19 protein-coding genes, 1 tRNA gene and 1 pseudogene are annotated in these 21122 nt (G+C 61.0%); 6 read left to right on the forward strand and 15 right to left on the reverse strand.

Translation table 11 applies throughout. The features are described 5' to 3' along the window. Positions 1-31: 31 nt before the first annotated feature. Together pdhA and WFR25_RS09220 are read left to right on the forward strand one after the other, a co-directional pair. On the forward strand, positions 32-1105 hold the full coding sequence (pdhA, locus tag WFR25_RS09215) for a pyruvate dehydrogenase (acetyl-transferring) E1 component subunit alpha (protein WP_336970365.1): 1074 nt from the start codon (positions 32-34) through the stop codon (positions 1103-1105). Next, positions 1105-2484, forward strand: coding sequence for a pyruvate dehydrogenase complex E1 component subunit beta (locus WFR25_RS09220; RefSeq protein ID WP_336970367.1), 1380 nt, complete (start codon positions 1105-1107; stop codon positions 2482-2484). Before pdhA ends, WFR25_RS09220 begins: the two co-directional genes overlap by 1 nt. A 30-nt stretch (positions 2485-2514) precedes the next feature. On the opposite strand, the gene WFR25_RS09225 is transcribed toward WFR25_RS09220, so the two are convergent. From WFR25_RS09225 to WFR25_RS09235, 3 genes are read right to left on the reverse strand one after another with little or no spacing between them, the layout of a single operon-like run. After that, a complete protein-coding gene (locus WFR25_RS09225) occupies positions 2515-3156 on the reverse strand; it encodes a TadE/TadG family type IV pilus assembly protein (protein WP_336970368.1) in 642 nt (213 codons plus the stop codon). A 38-nt stretch (positions 3157-3194) separates the two neighbouring features. Further along, positions 3195-3818: a TadE/TadG family type IV pilus assembly protein gene (locus WFR25_RS09230; protein ID WP_336970370.1), complete on the reverse strand. Its 624-nt coding sequence runs from the start codon at positions 3816-3818 to the stop codon at positions 3195-3197. Further along, entirely contained in the window at positions 3818-5797 is a 1980-nt protein-coding gene (locus tag WFR25_RS09235) for a Tad domain-containing protein (RefSeq protein WP_336970372.1), read from the reverse strand. The genes WFR25_RS09230 and WFR25_RS09235 overlap by 1 nt, the downstream gene beginning before the upstream one ends. A gap of 183 nt (positions 5798-5980) precedes the next feature. Here WFR25_RS09235 and WFR25_RS09240 point away from each other — a divergent pair, with 183 nt between their 5' ends. Both WFR25_RS09240 and WFR25_RS09245 read left to right on the forward strand, forming a co-directional pair. Continuing rightward, positions 5981-6652 (forward strand): hypothetical protein, encoded by a 672-nt coding sequence (locus WFR25_RS09240; protein WP_336970373.1) that lies wholly within the window; start codon positions 5981-5983, stop codon positions 6650-6652. Between the two features lie 44 nt (positions 6653-6696). Next, positions 6697-7161 (forward strand): EF-hand domain-containing protein, encoded by a 465-nt coding sequence (locus WFR25_RS09245; protein WP_336970374.1) that lies wholly within the window; start codon positions 6697-6699, stop codon positions 7159-7161. Between the two features lie 4 nt (positions 7162-7165). On the opposite strand, the gene trmFO is transcribed toward WFR25_RS09245, so the two are convergent. The 10 genes from trmFO to miaA all read right to left on the reverse strand — a co-directional run bounded on the left by trmFO (position 7166) and on the right by miaA (position 18417). Further along, positions 7166-8536 carry a methylenetetrahydrofolate--tRNA-(uracil(54)-C(5))-methyltransferase (FADH(2)-oxidizing) TrmFO gene (gene trmFO / locus WFR25_RS09250; protein WP_336970376.1) on the reverse strand — a complete coding sequence of 457 codons (1371 nt, stop codon included), beginning with the start codon at positions 8534-8536 and terminating at the stop codon, positions 7166-7168. Between the two features lie 87 nt (positions 8537-8623). Beyond that, on the reverse strand, positions 8624-9511 hold the full coding sequence (locus WFR25_RS09255; RefSeq protein WP_336970378.1) for a DUF2279 domain-containing protein: 888 nt from the start codon (positions 9509-9511) through the stop codon (positions 8624-8626). Positions 9512-9854: 343 nt separating this feature from the next. Then, a complete protein-coding gene (gene leuA / locus WFR25_RS09260; RefSeq protein ID WP_336970380.1) occupies positions 9855-11528 on the reverse strand; it encodes a 2-isopropylmalate synthase in 1674 nt (557 codons plus the stop codon). 269 nt (positions 11529-11797) lie between these two features. Further along, positions 11798-12427 (reverse strand): YceI family protein, encoded by a 630-nt coding sequence (locus WFR25_RS09265; RefSeq protein WP_336970382.1) that lies wholly within the window; start codon positions 12425-12427, stop codon positions 11798-11800. Between the two features lie 127 nt (positions 12428-12554). Continuing rightward, on the reverse strand, positions 12555-13535 hold the full coding sequence (locus WFR25_RS09270) for a glycosyltransferase (protein WP_336970384.1): 981 nt from the start codon (positions 13533-13535) through the stop codon (positions 12555-12557). Positions 13536-13622: 87 nt separating this feature from the next. Beyond that, entirely contained in the window at positions 13623-14642 is a 1020-nt protein-coding gene (gene ilvC / locus WFR25_RS09275; RefSeq protein WP_336970386.1) for a ketol-acid reductoisomerase, read from the reverse strand. A 103-nt stretch (positions 14643-14745) separates the two neighbouring features. Next, entirely contained in the window at positions 14746-15261 is a 516-nt protein-coding gene (gene ilvN / locus WFR25_RS09280) for an acetolactate synthase small subunit (RefSeq protein ID WP_336970387.1), read from the reverse strand. Then, on the reverse strand, positions 15261-15614 hold the full coding sequence (locus tag WFR25_RS09285) for a hypothetical protein (RefSeq protein WP_336970388.1): 354 nt from the start codon (positions 15612-15614) through the stop codon (positions 15261-15263). The genes ilvN and WFR25_RS09285 overlap by 1 nt, the downstream gene beginning before the upstream one ends. A 10-nt stretch (positions 15615-15624) precedes the next feature. Further along, positions 15625-17370 (reverse strand): acetolactate synthase 3 large subunit, encoded by a 1746-nt coding sequence (locus WFR25_RS09290; protein ID WP_336970389.1) that lies wholly within the window; start codon positions 17368-17370, stop codon positions 15625-15627. Between the two features lie 102 nt (positions 17371-17472). Beyond that, the gene (gene miaA / locus WFR25_RS09295) at positions 17473-18417 is read right to left on the reverse strand and encodes a tRNA (adenosine(37)-N6)-dimethylallyltransferase MiaA (protein WP_336970390.1); all 945 of its coding nucleotides are present in this window, start codon (positions 18415-18417) and stop codon (positions 17473-17475) included. On the opposite strand from miaA, the gene serB reads away from it, so the two are divergent. Continuing rightward, positions 18416-19294: a phosphoserine phosphatase SerB gene (gene serB, locus WFR25_RS09300; RefSeq protein WP_336970391.1), complete on the forward strand. Its 879-nt coding sequence runs from the start codon at positions 18416-18418 to the stop codon at positions 19292-19294. The two genes, miaA and serB, sit on opposite strands and share 2 nt — an antisense overlap. 4 nt (positions 19295-19298) lie before the next feature. Here serB and WFR25_RS09305 read toward each other — a convergent pair whose 3' ends face one another. After that, complete coding sequence (locus tag WFR25_RS09305) at positions 19299-20177, reverse strand: alpha/beta fold hydrolase (RefSeq protein WP_336970393.1); 879 nt, start codon at positions 20175-20177, stop codon at positions 19299-19301. A gap of 93 nt (positions 20178-20270) precedes the next feature. Between WFR25_RS09305 and WFR25_RS09310 the strand changes: the two are divergent. Continuing rightward, positions 20271-20987 (forward strand): annotated as a pseudogene (locus WFR25_RS09310) (crotonase/enoyl-CoA hydratase family protein); the annotation flags it as partial. A gap of 55 nt (positions 20988-21042) precedes the next feature. On the opposite strand, the gene WFR25_RS09315 reads toward WFR25_RS09310, so the two are convergent. After that, positions 21043-21114, reverse strand: a tRNA-Gly gene (locus tag WFR25_RS09315). Positions 21115-21122: the final 8 nt, after the last annotated feature.

A 21122-nucleotide genomic window follows, 5' to 3' on the forward strand; every position in this document is an offset into this window, starting at 1 on the left:
CCTGCACCCCCGAGACAAAAGGATAATTGCCTTGGTGAAATCACCTACGCCGCGCCCTTCGTCGCGCAAGACGAAGCCGGCTGCACCGGCTGCGGCGGACCATAACCGGGTAAAACCCGAAGCGCCTGTCGACTATGTAGCAACCAAGGAAGAGTTGCTGGAATTCTACCGCCAGATGGTGTTGATCCGCCGCTTCGAGGAGAAGGCCGGACAGCTCTATGGCCTGGGCCTGATCGGCGGTTTCTGCCATCTTTATATCGGCCAGGAAGCGGTCGCGGTCGGCATCCAGTCCGCTTTGGAAGTCGGCAAGGATAGCGTCATCACTGGCTATCGCGACCATGGCCACATGCTCGCCTATGGTATCGATCCCAACGTCATCATGGCCGAACTGACCGGCCGAGAGGCTGGCATCAGCCGCGGCAAGGGCGGTTCGATGCACATGTTCAGCGTCGAGCATAAATTCTACGGCGGCCACGGTATCGTCGGCGCGCAGGTGTCGCTGGGCACCGGTCTGGGCTTTGCCCATAAATATAATGGCGATGGCGGCGTGTGCGTCGCCTATTTCGGCGACGGCGCGGCCAACCAGGGCCAGGTCTACGAAAGCTTCAACATGGCCGAGCTGTGGAAGCTGCCGATGATCTTCGTCATCGAGAACAACCAGTACGCCATGGGCACCAGCGTCAACCGCTCGTCGGCGGAAGACCAGCTTTATCGTCGTGGGGAGAGCTTCCGCATTCCCGGCCTTCAGGTCGACGGCATGGACGTGCTGGCCGTGCGCGGCGCGACCGAGACGGCGCTGAAGTGGGTGCAGGAGGGCAATGGACCGATCCTGCTGGAAATGAAGACCTATCGCTATCGCGGTCACTCCATGTCCGATCCGGCGAAATATCGCTCGCGTGAGGAAGTGCAGGCAATGCGCGACAAGTCCGATCCGATCGAAGGCGTGAAGAAATATCTCGCCGAGATGGGTGTGACCGAAGAAGAGATGAAGGCGACCGATCAGGAGATCCGCAAGATCGTCGGCGCCGCCGCCGACTTCGCGGAAAGCTCGCCTGAGCCGGATGCGGCCAAACTCTATACCGACGTGCTGGTGGAGCAATATTGATGGGTATCGAAATCAAGATGCCGGCGCTGTCCCCGACCATGGAGGAAGGCACGCTGGCCAAATGGCTGGTCAAGGAAGGCGACGAGGTCAAATCCGGCGACATCCTGGCCGAGATCGAGACGGATAAGGCGACGATGGAATTCGAAGCCGTCGACGAAGGCAAGATCGGCAAGATCATGATCGCCGAAGGGAGCGAAGGCGTGAAGGTCGGCACCGTTATCGCCACGATGGCGGGCGAAGACGGGGCGGAAGAGGCTCCCGCTGCCAAGGCTGCCCCCGCAGCCAAGGCCGAGGAGCCGGCTGCCGAGGCCCCCAAAAAGGCTGAGAGCGGCACATCCAAGCTGGCGACTGAAATCCGCGCTTCCGTGGCCGACCCGGACCTTCCAGAAGGCACCGAATATGTGAAGACGACGGTTCGCGAAGCCTTGCGCGACGCGATGGCCGAGGAAATGCGGGCCGACGAGCGCGTCTTTGTGATGGGCGAGGAAGTCGCCGAATATCAGGGCGCCTACAAGGTCACACAGGGTCTGCTGGAGGAATTTGGCGGCAAGCGCGTCATCGACACGCCGATCACCGAATATGGCTTTGCCGGCATCGGTGCGGGCGCGGCCATGGGCGGTCTTCGTCCGGTGGTCGAGTTCATGACGTTCAACTTCGCCATGCAGGCGATCGACCACATCATCAACTCCGCCGCCAAGACCAATTACATGTCCGGCGGCCAGATGCGCTGCCCGATCGTGTTCCGTGGTCCCAACGGTGCGGCCAGCCGCGTCGGCGCGCAGCACAGCCAGAATTATGCGCCCTGGTATGCTGCCGTTCCCGGCCTGATCGTTATCGCGCCTTATGACTCGGCCGATGCGAAGGGCTTGCTGAAGGCGGCGATCCGGTCGAACGACCCGGTCGTGTTCCTTGAAAATGAGCTGGTCTATGGCCGCAGCTTCGACGTGCCCAAGATTGACGATTATGTCCTGCCGATCGGCAAGGCGCGGATCGTCCGCAAGGGTGAGAGCGTGACGCTGGTCAGCTATTCCATCGGCGTCGGCATCGCGCTGGAAGCCGCCGAAAAGCTGGCGGCGGAGGGTATCGAGGCGGAGGTCATCGACCTTCGCACGATACGGCCGCTGGACACGGTGACCGTGCTGGAAAGCCTGAAGAAAACCAACCGCCTGGTGGTGGTGGAAGAGGGCTGGCCGGTATGTTCAATCGCGTCGGAAATCGCCGCCGTCGTCATGGAGCAGGGCTTCGACGACCTCGACGCACCGGTGCTGCGCGTCACCAATGAGGACGTGCCGCTCCCTTATGCCGCAAATCTGGAAAAGGCCGCCCTGATCGACGCTGACCGCGTCGTCGCCGCTGCCAGGAAAGTTTGCTATCGGTAAGTATACGGGGGGCGTTCGGGCGCTCCCCCCCTAACTACAGGTGGCGACGGTGGAGGCGGTGTCATTATAGATGCCGACACCGCCCGTCGGACCTGCAAATTCGCGATTGTCGCGGACGGACATGGCGGCCGTTTCCACGATCGGGCCCATGTTCAGCCATCGCGCGCCGATGATGGGCTGATAGTCATAGGCGACTTCCACATAGATGATGGCGCCGCTGGCGGGGGCCTTCAATGTCTGCCCATTCAACACCAGTCCGATCAGATTGGTGTCGCCCTGTACGCCATAATGTGAAGACCAGCTTTTGGAGCCGCGGCATCGTTGCCACCGAATGCGATATCGGTCTGTAGGATTGGGGTTAGCCACGGGTTCCAGGCTGGACAGAATGACCCGCCCATGTCCGTAAAGCCCCAACGCCCCGGCCTGAAGGTCAGCGCCGATCAGCAGGTCGTTGATCTGCGCTTCCGTGATCTGCTTGGTCGACAACAGGTCGCCCGTGCCAATCCGCGATCCATCATCGGCCAGATGCAGCGCGACTTGGCTGACCCGCATCTTGGTTGTCGTGAAATTCGTCAGTTCTGCTGCAGCCATCGTCGCGCCCAATACGAAAGGCAGCGCTAGAGCGAATTCGAGAAACGCCACACCACTGCAATCACGCCGCAGTGCGGACATCAGGCATTGCAATCGGCGTCGTGAAACAGTCAGCGCGGTCACGGGCAATTCCCCACGACCGGAACCGGCTCGCCCGCTTTTTGTCCATAAGGCTGGTTGGTAAGCACTGTCTTGGCGGCCAGATGGACGGTGCCGGGCAGGCCGATCATCTTGTCCAGCGGGAAGAAGCGGGGATAATTGACATTGACGGTCAGGACTACTGCGTCCTGCGTGGCGCCCTGACCAGCACTGCCGCCGTCGGCGTCGCGACGACCGTTGGCATTATTGTCCTGAAACGGCTCATTATCGTCGCATACGCCGTTATGATTATTGTCGTTATAGGGTTCCGGCGTGGCTTCCGCCGCCTTTGTGTATGTGGAGAAATTGCGCCTATCGATATCTACCGTCGCATTGAGGGCCAAGTGGTGGACCTGATCGATAATGTGCTGGTCTATGGTAGCCTGTTTCGTGGCGTCAGTGCCGGATTCCAGGCTGGAATCGCGAGATGCTTTTTGCACTACGCCTTGCAATACGCCCTGCATGTACAGCGTATGAGCGAGATCGAGCGCGCCAAGCATTAGCAACAGAAACACCGGAGCAATCAGCCCGAATTCGGTTGCAGCAATGCCATGGGTGTCACGGCGGACACCAGCGGCGAGGCCGCGGATCGTGATTGCGCGCATCAGCTTGTCAACCTGAGCTGGGATATCTGGTTCGCGATGTTGCGGAACGTGGTCTGCAACGCCGTCGAACTGCGCGCCGAAAAGAATCGGTCAGGAGTTGCGCAGCTTCTCAACAAAGTCTCATTCGCTGTGTCGGCTGTGCCGAACCATATGACCCACAAGGTCGTGTTAGGCATATTCCTGATGGCTGCGCACACGGCCTGGGTGCGGGCGTTGACCTGCTGCGTCAATGTGGCGGTGGGCGAGCTTCCATCGGTCGGCTCTACATTGAAATCAGTCTGACGGCGGTCGTACCAGGCAATTCCATAAGCCTGATAATTGGCCACCGCTGTTTCCGCTTTGCCATCGGTCATGAAGATCAAGTGGCGTTGAATCTCGCCCCCGCGTGGTGTGGTCGCATTATCTGCGGCAAACAGACCAGTCGGCGACATCAGCCGTGCACCCCAGATCAAGCCAATATCATGATAGGTGCTGCTGCTTGCTGTCAATGTGCTCACGTAGCTGTCGAACGCAGTCGCGTCCGGCCACTCCACCAGGCGGGTCGAAGGGGTTGGGCAGCTTTCGCCGACTGTGCTGAAATTTTCGAAGGTTGTGATGGGGGTCATGCTGCGATTACTGCTATTGTCGTAATTTTCTTTTCGTTGATAAATGAGTTCCGCAAGCGCGGGCTTCCAGCGGCTGCCTTCGGCAAAACCGGGTGGCGTATCTATATCCAGATCCAGCGCGCCATCGGGCACCGGAGTATAATTTATCGCCCGCACGGTCTGCCGTTCTTCAATGCAACCGTCCCAAGTGAAGGTTCGGTTCGCATAGTTATTGGCCGTTGTAGTCGTCATGCTGGACGGGCTTGCCCATCCATTTCCGCTCTTGAGGCTACGTACGTCGAAAGCGACCTGACGATAGAGCCAAGCTTTGAAAGGCAGGGCGCCTGTTGCCAGAGCCGTTGACCATTTGAACGTAAAGGTGCGGTCATATTCGCGCGTTTTCGTGCGATATACGCAGTTATTGTTGCCGGCTTTCCAACTCGTGAATTCTCGTCGCACATCCTGATATTTTTGTATGGCTTCCCAATTGCCCTGGCCCTGCACGCCGCCATTGCTCTCTTTCCTGCCGTTGCCCATCACCGTGCCGGCCTTTGCCGGGTTGATTTCATAGGGATCGGTATAGGTTGACTTGCAGAGGGCTTCGCTGGTGGTCGTAGCCGTTTTTTTTGACCAGTTGATATCATTCCAATCGGTCTTGTTGGCATCGACATAGGAAATGGGAACGCCGTAGGTCGTCGTTGTGATCTCGCGTGACTGATAGGTAGCGGTATCCACAAACCAGTTGGACGGCAGCAGCTTTCCGACATTGACGTTAGTGGCATACGGCACAAACCCGAAGCGGATTTGCGTCTCGCTCGACGTGCCGCCAGAGGGGGCGCCGCCTTCGCATACGGCTTCGGTGTCCAAACGGGCAACGATTTCGTAGAAGCAGCGCACGGCGCGACGTAGGCCGACGATCTTGCTCTCGCTATCACCGGGGATCGGCGAGCCCATGGAGCCAGTGACGTCCAGTACGAACATGACATCGGTGTTGGGTAAACGCATTTCCGCGTCGCAGGATATTGAGATATCCTTCGAAGCAAAACCGAACACGCGCATGATGGCCATCGGCAACGGGGCCGAAGCCACGCCCGAAACCTTGCCTGCCGATTCCGTGAAGCTGCGTGTTACCGGGCCACTACCATAGGAGCCATTTTGGAAGTTGGCGTCGAACATGCTGTTTGCCGTGCTTTCTGCCTGACCATTGGCGGCCGCCCATGCGCCGCCACCCATGATCTTGCGCCCCGCCAACGCGCCAGCGTCGCACGCCTGTTGCATGCGTGATCGGGTAAGATAGATGCGGCTCATGTCGATGCCGCCGCCGAGGAGGCCCAGCAAAGGAAAGATGAAGGCTGCAATCATCGCCAAAGTATTGCCGCGCACATCGCGCGCCAACCTGCCTAGAAAGCCCCTCGTGAACGCTCCGCAATCCGACATAATATTACCCCAGGGCCGCATTCGACACCGAATGCCAAGCTGCTCAACGGCGTCCAATCCACGGACTCCATATTGGGGCATTAATAGAGAGGCGGTTAATATCTGGCTAAACGTCGCGTCTGGCGGCAGAGAGTGCAGACTATGACTGCCGATATACTTGCACTTGTCCCCCTGCCTTCCCTGCTCAGTGCCTATGCTGGCCGCGACGCTGCACGGCATCGGCTGCTCTGGGTGTTCGACGCGCGTCTGGCGCAGATCGTGCGGACGACGACTGAGCCGATGATCGGGCAGATGCGTCTGGCCTGGTGGGAGGATGTCCTGTCCGACGAAAGCGGGGCGAAGGGGCGGGGAGAGCCGCTGCTGGCGGCATTGCGCGACGCCAAGCTGGCGGGGCATCCGGGCCTTGGTGCGATGCTCGACGGGTGGGAGGCGTTGTTGGGGGATGCCGCGCCTGACGACCTCGCCTTGCGCGCCTTTGGTGTCGATCGGGGCGGTGGGCTGTTCCATGCGTTGGCGGGGGAAGATCGCGCGCCGGAATCGCTGATACAGGCCGGAGCGGTCTGGGCGCTTTGGGATTTGTCCGGCCATGTCGGATCGGCGAGTGAAGCGGCGCGGGCGATTGCCGTGGCGCAGACGTTTCTGGGCGCGGGCAACGGGCGCGATTGGATGGGTGACTGGCCGCGTGCATGGCGACCGATGCGTCTGGCGTTCGGGCTGGCGGTCCATGATGTGCAGCGGGGGCGGGCGGCCCCCCGCAACCTTACGCCGCGCCTTTATGCCCGGCTGTTGCGGCTGGCCCTTGTCGGACGATAGCGGCTGACGTTAGGCTATTATGAAATGGGGCAAGGGGGGCATTAATGGGGCGGTTTCTGGCGGGAACGATGGCGGCGCTGCTGCTGGTGGCGAGCGGCCTGTTCTGGTGGCAGGGGCGTGCGCCCAATGCGGCCACGCCTGCCGCCGCTTTTGCCCCGCCGCCGCCGGCCGCGATCGAACCTTTGCCGGAGGGGGACGCCGATGCCGTGGGTGACGCGCCGCCGATGCCGGGCGAAGCCTCACCCCAAAACCGGGAGCAGCGCCGCTTCGCCCGCTACGACCGGAACCGCGATGGCGTCATCACCCGCGTCGAGATGATGGGCAGCCGGACCAAGGCGTTCAAGGCGCTGGACAAGGATAATGACAACCTCCTCTCGTTCGAGGAGTGGGCGGTTGCCACAGCGGATCGCTTTGGCGCGGCAGACGGCAATGGCGACGGCAAGCTGACGCCTGAGGAGTTTGCGAAAACCGCCCCGGTTCGCAAGCCGCAGGCCAAATGCCGCTGCTGAAGCATCAGGCGGTTTCCAGGCCCGCCATCCCCATGTCCTTCATCCACTGCGTCAGCGACGAGCGGGCGCGGGAGGTGTAGGCTTCCTTGCGCTGCTTTTTCTTCACATCTTCAATCGGCGGGAACAGGCCGAAATTGACGTTCATCGGTTGATAGTCGGCGGTCGCGACATTGCCTATGATATGGCCGAGCAACGCGCCCAGCGCCGTATCGGCGGGCGGAGATGTGAGCGTCTCGCCCCGCAACTCCGCCAGTGCGAAGCGCCCGGCCAGCAGGCCAACCGCGCTGCTTTCCACATAGCCCTCGCACCCCGTCACCTGTCCCGCGAACCGGATATGCGGCGCGTTTTTCAGGCGCAGCGTCGGGTCCAGCAGCTTGGGGCTTTGGATGAAAGTATTGCGATGCAGGCCGCCCAGACGAGCAAATTCCGCATTTTCCAGACCCGGAATGGTGCGGAACAGTTCGATCTGCGCGCCATGCTTCAGCTTCGTCTGAAAGCCGACCATGTTCCACAACGTGCCCGACGCATTGTCCTGCCGTAGCTGGACGACCGCGTTGGGCCAGCGCCCGGTGCGCGGGTCGTCAAGGCCCATCGGCTTCATCGGTCCATGACGCAGCGTCTCCGGCCCGCGTGAGGCCATGACCTCGATCGGCATACAGCCTTCGAAATAGGGGGTGTTGGTTTCCCACTGTTTGAACTCGGTCTTCTCACCGTCGAGCAGGCCCTGGATGAAGGCCTGATATTGCTCCTTGTTCATCGGGCAATTGATATAATCCTTGCCCTCTCCACCGCCGGGACCAATCTTGTCCCAGCGATTGGCCATCCAGCATTTGTCCATGTCGATGCTGTCGAAATAGACGACCGGAGCAATGGCGTCGAAAAAGGCGAGATGATCCATGCCCGCCGTCTCGCCGATGCTGGCGGCCAGCGCGGGCGCGGTGAGCGGGCCGGTGGCGACGATCGTCATGCCGTCGGACGGCAGCGTGTCGATCCGTTCGCGCACGATTTCCACATTGGGATGTTCGGCCAACGCCCGGGTCACGCCGCCAGAGAAAATCTCGCGATCCACGGCCAGCGCCGATCCGGCGGGTACCTTGGCAATCCCCGCTTGCCCCATCACCAGTGAACCGAGCGAGCGCATCTCCTGATGCAACAGGCCGACCGCATTTTTGTCGGCGTCATCGGAGCGGAAGCTGTTGGAACAGACGAGTTCGGCAAGGCCATCGGTCTGGTGCGCGGCCGTCATGTCGCCCGCATCCGAACTGGCGCCGCGCATTTCGGAGAGGCGCACGCGCACGCCCGCTTGCGCCAGTTGCCATGCGGCCTCCGATCCCGCCAGGCCGCCGCCGATGATATGAACCTGATGCTGCGTCACACTATATTGCCTTGATGATCGTATGTCATGCCGCAGCCTCTACCCCCAATCGCCAATGAAAGAGAGAAAAAATGGCGACCCTGCGCGCTAATAGATATGCGCAGCCGTATAGGGGATCTGGAAGTAATTCAGGCCGCTAGCCACCGCACGGCCGACACGGGAGCGGCTATCCTTGAAGAACAGTTCCTTGATGTTGAGGCCGACGCCAAAGAAAATGTCGCGCCTGGGCGTGATTCCGGCAGCCCGATCCGCATTGGTGAAGTCCTTGCCGCGATAGCCGACCTGTAATTCCACGAAACGCAGCGGGCCATTTTTCAAGCCGTCGAATCCAGCCAACTCCAGCGAAAGCAGGAAGCGCTGCTGTTCATAATGGCGCTTGCCCTTGAACGTATAGATGTTGGAATTGGGCATCATCAGCAGGCGGAAATCGAGCTTTTCCTCCAGCCCCGGCACTGTGTGCCGCAAGACGGAGAAGGCCGCGCCACCGGTATTGAAGAGGACGTCCTGCACTGAAAATCCGCTGTCGACTTTATGGGCATCCCACAATTCCCCGTAAAACATGAGACCTGTGGCCATGATCGCGGCGGGAAGCGCGGCAGCGGCCCTGTCGTCGCTTTTGCGGGCAATGCGCGCGCCCAGAAATTCGGCGAACAGATAGGCGTTAAAGGCGTGGGTCAGTTTGTCGATGCCCAGATTATTGGTATTCTTGCCAAACCAGCCTTCATCCTTGAAATGGAAGGATGTCGTTGCATCCGTCCAATAGGCCTGGGACGCGGTGATATAAGCGAACAGGCCGAGCGCCTCCCATTTGGCCGCGCCCATCCGACTGCCCAAAGATCTGTAACGTTCGCCATCGTTCGTAGGCGCGACCATTTCGATATTGGCCGGACCTTGAATCTGCGCAGGCGCAAGCGAGGTTTGCTCGGGATTCAGGGAAGCAAGGTTGAAGGAAAGATCAAGAGGCTGGTCGGCCATATGTGAAGGAAATGCAGGAAGATCATCGGATATGATCTGATCCATTCCCACATGGGCTGCGTCGATTTCCTGAGATTCTGCCGTATTAACCGCAAGTATCAAGGACACAATCAATGCGCAAAGCGCAACGCGCGTCCGCTGAAATCCCTCCACTGCCATCACGTTGTTTTCCGTGTCTAACAAACTGGATGGATCAACTCTTATATCCGAATGTTGTTCCGGATGCGTCCTGTTCAGGTGATCAGAATGGGTGCCCGCTTGATCTCGGAGATTTTCTGCAATTGCGCCGCTATCACCCGCGCCAGATTGGCGGGGTGATAGCGGCGCGGTGTGTTGTCGTGTGTCAGGCCCTTACGGTCAGCCCGTTGGCGGCCGACAACACCGCCTTGACCGAGGCGGTCGCCACATCGCTGTCGGTGCCCACGCCAAAGACGGTGCGGCCATCGGGCGTGCGGCATTCGACATAGGCGGCGGCGTTGACATCGCTGCCCGCGCCGACCGCATGTTCGCTATAATCGGCGATCTCCAGTTCCACGCCGAACTCATCGCGCAACGCGGCCAGTACGCTGGAGAGCAGTCCGTTGCCACGCCCGGAAACGCTGCGCTCGCCGCCCTGATAGCCGATCTTGCCGGTGAAGATCCGGTCGCCCGCCGCGCCGCTCTCATGATAGTCGATCAGGCGATAGGGTTGGTCGGTGCCAAGGCGATAATGCGCCTCGAATGCGCTCCAGATGTCGGCGGCGTTGAGTTCGCGGCTGGTGCTGTCGGCGACACCCTGGACGACGCGGCTGAAATCGGCCTGCATCCGCTTGGGCAGTTTCAGTCCCTTGTCTTGCTCCAACACCCAGGCGACGCCGCCCTTGCCCGACTGGCTGTTCACGCGGATCACCGCTTCATAATCGCGGCCCAGATCCTTGGGGTCGATCGGCAGATAGGGCACGTCCCAGATGAGGTCGTTGCGCGCATCCTGCGCGGCAAAGCCCTTCTTGATCGCGTCCTGATGGCTACCGGAAAAGGCGGTGAACACCAGTTCTCCCGCATAGGGATGGCGTGGATGGACGGGCAACTGATTGCAATATTCGACTGTCTGAATGACTTCATCGATGTCGGAGAAGTCCAGTTCCGGGTTGATCCCCTGCGTGTACATGTTGAGCGCAACGGTCACGATGTCGCAATTGCCGGTGCGCTCGCCATTGCCGAACAGGCAGCCTTCGACACGATCGGCGCCTGCCATCAGGCCCAGTTCCGCTGCCGCGACGCCGGTGCCGCGGTCGTTATGCGGGTGGAGCGAGATGACGACGCTGTCGCGGCGTGAAATATGGCGGCATATCCATTCGATCTGGTCGGCATAGATGTTGGGCGTCGCCGCCTCCACCGTCGCGGGCAGGTTCAGGATCAGCGGCTTTTCCGGCGTGGGCATCAATATGTCCATCACCGCTTCACAACATTCCAGGCTGAACTCCAGCTCTGCGGTGGAAAAGGTTTCCGGGCTATATTCGAAATGCCAGTCGGTGTTCGGCTGGGCGGCGGCTTCATCGCGCAGCAGCTTGGCGGCGTCAACGGCGATCTGTTTGATCTGCGGGCGTTCCATGCCAAAGACGATGCGCCGCCAGGCCGGGGACACGGCGTTATAAACGTGGACGATTGCCTGCTTCGCGCCCTTGAGCGACTGGAAGGTCGTGGCGATCAGGTCGCCGCGGGCTTGGGTCAGCACCTGCACCATCACGTCATCGGGAATGGCGTCCGACTGGACGAGGCCGCTGATGAAATCGAACTCGGTCGCGCCGGCTGAGGGGAAACCGACCTCAATCTCCTTGACACCGACTTTCAGCAACAGGTCGAAGAAGCGGCGCTTCTTTTCTGCGTTCATGGGGTCGATCAGCGCCTGATTGCCGTCGCGCAGATCGGTGGAGAGCCAGCGGGGCGGGGCGGTGATGACCTGTGCGGGCCATTGCCGGTTGGGCAGGTCGACCTGCGGGAAAGATCGATATTTCTGCGAAGGGTCGGTCAGCATCATGGGGAAACTACTTCTTCTGCCTATCGGGCGGCATGAATGCGCCCGGTGGTATCTGTGCCTGCGAAAAATGCCCTTAGGCGTATCGACGTTGCCCATAAGCGAAGGACAACGGAAAAACCACGCCTAAGGGCGTGTAAGTCGTAGCAGGGGAAGAAGCGCGCGCTGCATGGTGGGTTTTACATAGCGGATGGGAGTGTGATGCGTCCAGCGCTTTTATGGTGTGGGGTGAGGGAAGGGGGAGGCCAGCCTGAACCAACCTCCCCAAGCCTTTACTGCTTCACGAAACCGGCGATGATCTTCAGTTCGATCGCGTCGCCGACCATCGGCACGCCATAACCCATGCCAAAATCGCTGCGCTTGATCGTGCCAGTGGCAACGAAGCCGACATTTTCCTTGCCGCCCATCATCGCCGGGGCTTTGCCTGCGCCATAGAATTCTGCGTCCAGCGTCACGGGCTTGGTCACGCCCTTTATGGTGAGGTTACCGGTGATCTCCGCCCCGGTTGCGCCTTCCGGCTTCACGCCGGTGGAGACGAATTTCGCGGTGGGAAATTTGGCGCTGTCAAAGAAGTCCGGTTTCATCAGATGCTCGTCGAGCTTGGGAACGCCGGTCTTCAGGTTGGCGACCGGGATGTCGACCGAGACCTTGGCGGCTGCGGGCGCCTTGGGGTCCAGCGTCAGCGTGCCGGTGGGCATCGCGATCACGCCCATATTATTGGTGAAGCCCATATGGTCATAGGCGAAGACGATCTGGGTGTGGCCCCCGTCGATCGTGTAGGTGCCGCCCGTGACCTTGGTCGCGTCCTTGGAGCCGGGCGCGGCCGTGGGCGCCTGGGCGATGAGGACGGAGCCGCCGGCAATGGCGATCAGGGCGGCGGCGGGGATGAGAATCTTGCGCATGCGAACAGCTCTCCAGAAACGATCAAGGGACGCTGCGAAGAATAGCAACGTCCGTGACAAGTTCCAGAGGTGAAGCGTGAAACACATCGTTCGTAACTATGGGGTGATCGAGGGCCTTTGGGGCGATTTAGAAAGGGCGCTTTTTCAGTAACTTGAGCCGTTCATACAGATCGAAATGCTCGAAAACGGCGGCAAACTGACGATCAGTTGCGGCAGCGGCATTGTAATTTTGGTGACGTAACGCCACCGCTTGGCTGCCTGTAAGGCAATGATGTTTTGGCGAATGGCCCAGGTTGGTGGCCGCGACGGGCGTATCCCGCAGCAGGCTCATGGCCTTGAACCAGATATCATCCTCGGTCGGGCAGAGTCTGCGGAACGTGTCGACATCCATTGCCCTGTCGTCCATGCAGGCGGGGGGATACAGGATGCCGCTGGTTCCGTAAGCAAAGAAATCATAGCCTATCTTCAAGGCAGGACACGCGCAGTCGATTTCACGGACCTGTTTCTTGGTCGTGACCAGCTTGCCGCTTTTCGCCCTTTTTATCCGACCTGCCGGGTTCATCTTCAATTGACGAACCCAATTGCCGACGATGGCGTTGGGCGCGGCCTGCCCGGTCCTGAGTAGGGCTTCCACGCTGTTGACCGGGTGATAGAAATCATCATCCAGGGTCATGATGTAATGACCGGGAAAATCACGAAGAGCATAAATTAATTTCGTATGAGGCCCAATGTCCGGCACGAAATTTATCCGCAGACCATAATCCTGTAATTGATGAAGATAATCCGGAATTTCAGAAGGTTCTACGGCATCTGAAATATATAATTGTATCGACGCGGGCCGTACAGTTTGCAGGAGCATGGATTCGATGGCGAAGCCGACCGTGCCGAGCCGGTTGCGCGTAGTCGTCAGGCTGGCGATCAGGTCGGGGCGGATGACGCCGGGCAAGGATCTGGTCGGCCTTAAAGTGGCGGACATTTGCTGTGCGTGAAGATTGACGGCCAGATTGACCGAATATTCCATCAGCCGCCTGTTCATAAATGCCTGCCGGATCAGGATGATGACTGCAATCAACGCCATCACGGCGATTGTGAGCGGGATATAGAGCATCGCAATTTATGCCGGCAAGATTAACGCTATGTTCTAAAAAAAGGCAGGGCCGCACCCTAGGGCGCGGCCCTGCCTTTAAGCTCTATGTCAGTTCTTGTCCTTGTCCACCAGCTTGTTGGCGCCGATCCAGGGCATCATGGCGCGCAACTGGGCGCCGGTCTGCTCGATCGGGTGCGCGGCGGCGAGCTTGCGGCTGGCCTTCAGTTCCGGCTGGCCGGCGCGGTTGTCGAGGATGAAGCGCTTGACGAAGCGACCCGACTGGATGTCTTCCAGCACGCGCTTCATTTCCTTCTTCGTCTCGTCGGTGATGATCCGTGGGCCGGTATGGATGTCGCCATATTCGGCGGTGTTGCTGATCGAGTAGCGCATGTTGGCGATGCCGCCTTCATACATCAGATCGACGATCAGCTTCACTTCGTGCAGGCACTCGAAATAGGCCATTTCGGGGGCATAGCCCGCCTCGGTCAGCGTTTCGAAGCCCGCCTGGATCAGGTGGGACAGGCCACCGCACAGCACGGCCTGCTCGCCGAACAGGTCGGTTTCGCACTCTTCCTTGAAGGTCGTCTCGATGACGCCCGAACGGCCACCACCAACGGCGGAAGCGTAGGATAGGGCGACGTCATGCGCGTTGCCGGTTGCGTCCTGCGCGATAGCGATGAGGCAGGGGACGCCGCCGCCGCGCACATATTCGCTGCGGACGGTGTGGCCCGGACCCTTGGGCGCGATCATGAACACGTCGAGGTCGGCGCGCGGCTCGATCAGGCCGAAATGGACGTTCAGGCCATGGGCGAAGGCAAGGGCGGCGCCCTGCTTCATGTTGGCGTGCAGGTCGTCGGCATAGATGGCGGCCTGATGCTCATCGGGGGCCAGGATCATGACGATGTCGGCCCACTTGGCGGCATCGGCGTTGCTGAGCACCTTGAAACCGGCGCCTTCGGCCTTCTTGGCGGTGGCGCTGCCGGGACGCAGGGCTATGGCGACTTCGGCAACGCCGCTGTCGCGCAGGTTCTGGGCATGGGCATGGCCCTGGCTGCCATAGCCGACGATGGCGATCTTCTTGCCCTTGATCAGGCCGATGTCTGCGTCACGATCATAATAAACACGCATTGGAACATTCCCTTCTCGTCCTCCCATACGGGAGGCGTTAGACTTAAGTGGTGGAAAACAGCGCGCCGCCGGATGCGACGCTTAAACTTTGGCAAACTTGGGTTCAGATAGGACTCTTGCCCCGGACAAGGCCGACGACGCCGGTCCGGCCAACCTCAACCAGGCCGATCTGGCGCATCAGCGCGACGAAAGTGTCGATCTTGTCGGTCGGGCCGGTAATCTCGAAGATGAAACTTTCGATCGTCGTGTCGACCACCTTGGCGCGGAACACGTCGGCAAGCCGCAGTGCCTCGATCCGGTCTTCACCCGTGCCCGCGACCTTCACCAGCGCCAGTTCGCGTTCGACATAAGGACCGTTCTCGGAAAGATCCGTGACCTTGTGAACGGATACGAGGCGGTCGAGTTGCGCGATGATCTGGTCGATCACCTTGGGCGGGCCGTTGGTGACGATGGTGATGCGGCTGACGCTGTGGTCGGGGGTGATGTCCGCCACGGTCAGGCTGTCGATATTATAGCCGCGCGCCGTGAACAGGCCCGCGATCCGCGCAAGGATGCCCGCCTCGTTAGAGACCGTCAGCGACAGGACATGTCGCTGGCTGAATTCTTCCTGAATATGCATCAGATGTCCGTTTCGCTGTCCGGTGCGGCATGAATGTCATCTTGGTTCAACGACAACATACCGATGAAGGCGTAATGCCAGCCATTATCCTGGCGGTGGGCGAGGCGGGCAGGGAACCCGACCACGGCGTCATGCACCCTGTCGAGATGTTCGCCGACATAGCGCGGCCCGACCAGCAGGCGGCCGATCCGCCGCTCATGATAGTCGAAACCCTGGTCGAGATGCACTTCCCATTCCTCATTGTCTGGATCGGCATGGTCGGTTGTCCAGCCGGTCAATTCTGCATTGCCCGCGATGCGTTCGAAATCCCAGGGTTCCGTTACATGGATGCGGAGTTTGAGATGTCCGGTCACAAAATGGCCATCACACCAGCGCCTTCGCCTCGTCCGACATGGTGCCGCCCACATGACTGGGATCCAGCAACATTTCGGTGTGCGCAGCCCCCGACGGGATCATGGGGAAGCAGTTGGACAGCTTCGCCACGCGGCAGTCGACGATCACCGGACCGGGCGTTTCCAGCATCTGCCTGATGCCCGGTTCCAGATCGTCCATCCCCTCGATACGAATGCCGGTCCAGCCATAGGCCTCGCCCAGCTTCACGAAATCGGGAAGGCTGTCGGAATAGCTGTTGGAATAGCGGCTTTCATAAGTCAGTTCCTGCCACTGGCGGACCATGCCCATATATTCATTGTTCAGGATGAACAGCTTGACCGGCAGGCGATACTGGCTGGCCGTGCCCATTTCCTGAATGTTCATCTGGACCGAGGCGTCGCCCGCGATGCACACGACCAGACTGTCGGGATTGCCCATCTGCGCGCCGATGGCGGCGGGGAAGCCATAACCCATCGTGCCCAGACCACCCGACGTCAGCCATTTGTTGGGATCGTCAAAATGGAAATGCTGCGCCGCCCACATCTGATGCTGGCCAACCTCGGTCGTGATGATGACATCCTGACCGCGGGTGGCGGTGAACAGGTCGGCGATCGCGCGCTGGGGCATGATCTCGGTCCCGCCCTCGGCATAGTCCAGGCTCTTGCGCGCGCGCCAACCCTCGATCCGCGCCCACCAGTCGGACAGGTCCGCCTTTTCATGGCCGCGCGTCTTCCACAGGGCGATGATATCGGCGAGGGCGTTGCCGACATCGGCGACGACGGCAACATCGACCTCGACGATCTTGTTGATGGAGCTGCGGTCGATGTCGATATGGACCTTGCGGGCATGGGGCGCAAAGGCGTCCAGCCGGCCCGTCACACGATCGTCGAAGCGTGCGCCGACGCACAGGATCAGATCGGCGCGGTTCATCGCAAAATTGGCCTCATAGGTGCCATGCATCCCCAGCATCCCCAACCATTGGTCGGAGGAGGCGGGGAAGGCGCCCAGACCCATCAGGGTCGAAGTGACGGGCGCGCCGGTGATCGCGGCCAGTTCACGCAACAGCGCGGAGGCTTCCGGTCCCGAATTGATGACGCCGCCGCCGGTATAGAGGATCGGACGCTCGGCCGCAGCCAGCATTTCGACGGCCGCGTCGATCGTGGCCGGATCGGCCTTGACCTGCGGGCGATAGCTGGCGTGCTGGACCGGTTCGGGCCGCGCATAGGGCGCGGTCGCGATTTGGACATTCTTGGGAATGTCGATGACGACCGGGCCAGGGCGACCGGTGGTGGCGATATGAAAGGCTTCATGAATGATGCCGGCCAGCTTGCGCGGGTCCTTCACCAGATAATTATGCTTGGTGCAATGACGCGTGATGCCGACGGTGTCGGCCTCCTGAAAAGCGTCGGTGCCGATCAACTGCGTGGGGACCTGGCCGGTGATGACGATCATCGGGATCGAATCCATCAGCGCGTCGGTGATGCCGGTGACGGCATTGGTCGCGCCGGGACCAGAGGTGACGAGAACGACACCGGGCTTGCCGGTGGAGCGGGCATAACCCTCCGCCATATGGGTCGCGCCCTGTTCGTGGCGGACCAGCACATGCTTGATCTTCGGGTGGTTGTAGAGCGCATCATAGATGGGCAGCACGGCGCCGCCCGGATAGCCGAACACGACCTCGACGCCCAGATCGACCAGGCATTCGCACAATATGTCCGCGCCGCTCTTTTCGGCCACGTTACGTCCTTCCCGTAAAAAACCAAGGCAGCGCCTTTGCGCCAGCCGCCCCGCGATAGCAAGATGGCAGCCTCTATTTGTTATATAATGGCAAGTCAATATCTAAAGTTGTAATTTAATTGCTAATTTATCAATGATTTTAGCATCAATCTCTCTATTCTCACGCAGCCAATGGGCGGGGGGCTGGTTGGCGAACCAGGTATATTGCCGCTTTGCATATTGGCGGGTGGCAGTGCGGCCCCGTTCCAGCATGGCGTCCCGGTCGATCTCACCTGCCAGCCAGGCGGTGATTTCGCGAACACCGATGGCGCGCATAACCGGCAGGTCGGGATTGAGGTGGCGGGCCAGCAGATGTCGCACTTCCTCGACTGCGCCACCCTCGACCATCTGATCGAATCTTCGGTCGCAACGCGCAATCAGCCAGTCGCGCGGAGGCAGCAGCAGCATGGGGCGCAGCGTGATGGTCGCGCCAATTCCGCCCTGTTTGTCGCGCTGCCACTCGGCCAGTGGACGGCCTGTGGAACGCACGACTTCCAACGCGCGGGCGACGCGGGTGGTGTCGGCGGGGGCCAGTCGCGCGGCGGCTTCTGGGTCTTCCCGCGTCAATGCCGCATGGGCCGTCGCAACCGGTAGTGCGCGGGCAATGGCGCGGATGTCGGGGGCTATGTCTGGAATCGGCGCGATCCCGTCCAGCAGCGTCCGCAGGTATAGCCCGGTTCCACCGACCAGTATCGGCAGCTTATCCGTCGCATGGGCTTTGGCAATTTCCTGGCGGGCTTCCTCCGCCCAGCGCGCGGCGGTGCATGCCTGCGCTCCGTCGATATGGCCGAACAGGCGATGGGGGGCGTCCGCCATCTCTTCGTCCGTCGGACGCGCCGACAGGACGGAAAGATCGGCATAGACCTGACTGGCGTCGGCATTGATCACGATGCCGTCAGCCTTTTGCGCCAACGCAACCGCTAGCGCGCTCTTGCCGCTGGCGGTCGGCCCGGCAATAAGCGCGACCGGCGGACGGGATTCGTCGTTTTGAGGTTCAGGAGTGTCCATGTTCGTCGCGACCTTAGTGGCAAGCAGCTCGCTTGCGGAAGCGGATATTGCCGACGGCATGAATCGGCTGGCCGCAGCGGGATGCGCGCCGGAGCATCATGCATGGCTGGACGCGGGCAAGGCCTCCGACCTTTTCTTTGCCGCTGATCCTGTCGCCGCGCGCAACGTGCTGGCAGGCATCGGGCAGGGCGTGGACCTGATCGTCCAGCCGGTTGCCACCCGCGAAAAGGCACTGCTGATCGCCGACATGGATTCGACCATGATCACCGTCGAGTGTATCGACGAACTGGCCGACTATGCCGGGATCAAGGCGCAGATCGCCGAGATCACCGAGCGGGCGATGCAGGGCGAACTGGATTTTGCCGGAGCGCTCCATGCCCGCGTCGCGCTGCTCAAGGGGCTGGACGATGCGGCGATCGACCAGTGCCGTGTCGAGCGGGTACGGGTCATGGGCGGCGCAAAGGCGCTGGTCGGCACTATGCGGGCACGCGGCGCGCAGGCACTGCTGGTATCGGGCGGCTTCACCCGCTTCACCGGGCCTGTTGCCGAAGAGCTGGGCTTTCACCGCGCGGTCGCCAACGTGCTGAACATTGAGGGTGGCCTGCTGGCCGGGACCGTGTCGGAACCCATCGTCGACGCGGCCCGCAAGCGTGCGGAACTGGAGGCGGCGATCGCGGGTGGTATCGATCGCGCGCTGACGCTGGCGGTGGGCGACGGCGCCAACGACATTCCGATGATCGAAGGGGCAGGGCTGGGCGTCGCCTATCATGCCAAGCCCAAGACCCGTGCCGCAGCCGACGCGGAGATTGTGCATGGCGACCTGTCGGTGCTGCTTTACGCGCAGGGGATTGCTTCGAAGGATTGGGTTGGGGGCTGAAGCCTCAAAGGAACGCGCGCAATTCCTCGATGAACTTTTCGAACTGGTCATGATGCAGCCAATGGCCTGCATCGGCGAACTCGACCAGACGGGCATCGGTGAAGTGGGCGGCGCGGCCGTCCTTCATTGGGTTGGACGCCCAACTGTCCAGGCCAAGACACAGCAGAACGGGGCAGGTGATTTGGCTCCAGAATTCGGGCAATTGCTCGTCGAGCGAGCCGTGTGGCGGAGCGGTCTTCAGATAGGGATCAAACTTCCAGCTATAGCTGCCATCCTCATTCCTGTTGGTGCCGTGGATGGTGAGATGCAGGGACTGTTCCAGCGACAAAAACTCGTTGCGCTCGCGCATCCGGCCGATTGCGGCCTCGATCGTCGGATATGGGCGATGCGGTTTGCTGGCGCTGGCGCGGCGTTCCTCTATCCAGTTGAGCCAGCGTTCCGGCGGGGATTTGGCCTGTTGCTGCTGGACGATGGCGGGCGCCATGCCCAACCCCTCAATTGCTACCAGTTTTGCGACCTTTTCCGGGAACAGTCCAGCGTAGCGCAGGCTGATCGATCCGCCCAGTGAATGACCCACGATCGTCACCGGATCGCGCCCCTGTAACGCGATGAGTTGCGCCAGATCATAGATATAATGGTGCATTGCATAGCCGCCGTCATTGCACCAGCCGCTGTCGCCATGCCCACGCAGGTCGGGGACGATGACATGATAGTCTTTCGATAGGGCGCGGGCAGTCCAGTCCCAGCTACGTCCATGATCGAACCCACCATGCACCAGCACCAGCAGCGGCGCAGCACTGTTTCCCCAGTCGAGATAGTGCAGCCTGGTCCGCAGCGACGTGAAATAGTGCGAGGTCGGCGTCGGCGCGGTGGGCGTATCCATGCGATCCAGTCGGGCTTGCGTTGCAAATCGGGGCGGCGCTACCTACCCCTTTGGACAAGTCCAGCGGGCTTGCAAGCAGGAGATGTAAGAAAAATGGCGGATCGGGTGAGGATCGACCTGGCGGATGGCGTGGCGGACGTGAAACTGGCGCGGCCCGAGCGGCTGAATGCGCTGGATGACGACCAGTTTGATGCGATCATCAACGCCATCGCGCGGCTGGGGGCGATGCCGGGCGTGCGCTGTGTGGTCCTATCGGGCGAGGGGGATGGCTTTTGTGCGGGGCTGGACCTGTCGATGTTCGCGAGTGGCCAGTTACCCGACCTGATGCCGCGCACGCACGGCATCGCCAATCGGGTGCAGCAGATCGCCTGGGGTTGGCGGACACTGCCCATGCCGGTGATCACGGCGGTGCATGGCGTGGCGCTGGGCGCGGGGTTTCAGATCATGATGGGCGCGGATATCCGTATCGCCGCGCCGGATGCCAAACTGGCGGTGCTGGAGGCACGCTGGGGATTGGTGCCCGATGTCGCCGGGATTGCGTTGTTTCGGGGCGTTGTGCGCGACGATGTGGCGCGCGAACTGACCTATACCGGGCGGACGATCAGCGGGGAGGAGGCAGCGCGTCTTGGTGTGGTCACGCGGACGGCCGTTGACCCCCATGCCGAGGCGCTGGTGCTGGCGCGGACGATCGCGGCCAACAGCCCCGCAGCAATGCAGGCTGACAAGCGCCTGTTCAACCTGGCAATGGAAGCGGATGAGGCCGCGATACTGCTGGCTGAATCGCGCGAGCAAACGGTGCTGCTTGCCGGGGCCGAGCATCAGGAGATACTGATGGCCGCGCGGGAGAAGCGGACGCCCCTGTTTCGGGAGGTGAAGGGAATCGAACCCTCGTCACTTGCTTGGGAAGCAAAAGCTCTACCATTGAGCTACACCCGCCTGGGCGTG

It is taken from the genome of Sphingobium aromaticiconvertens, assembly GCF_037154075.1.
GTDB lineage: Bacteria > Pseudomonadota > Alphaproteobacteria > Sphingomonadales > Sphingomonadaceae > Sphingobium > Sphingobium aromaticiconvertens.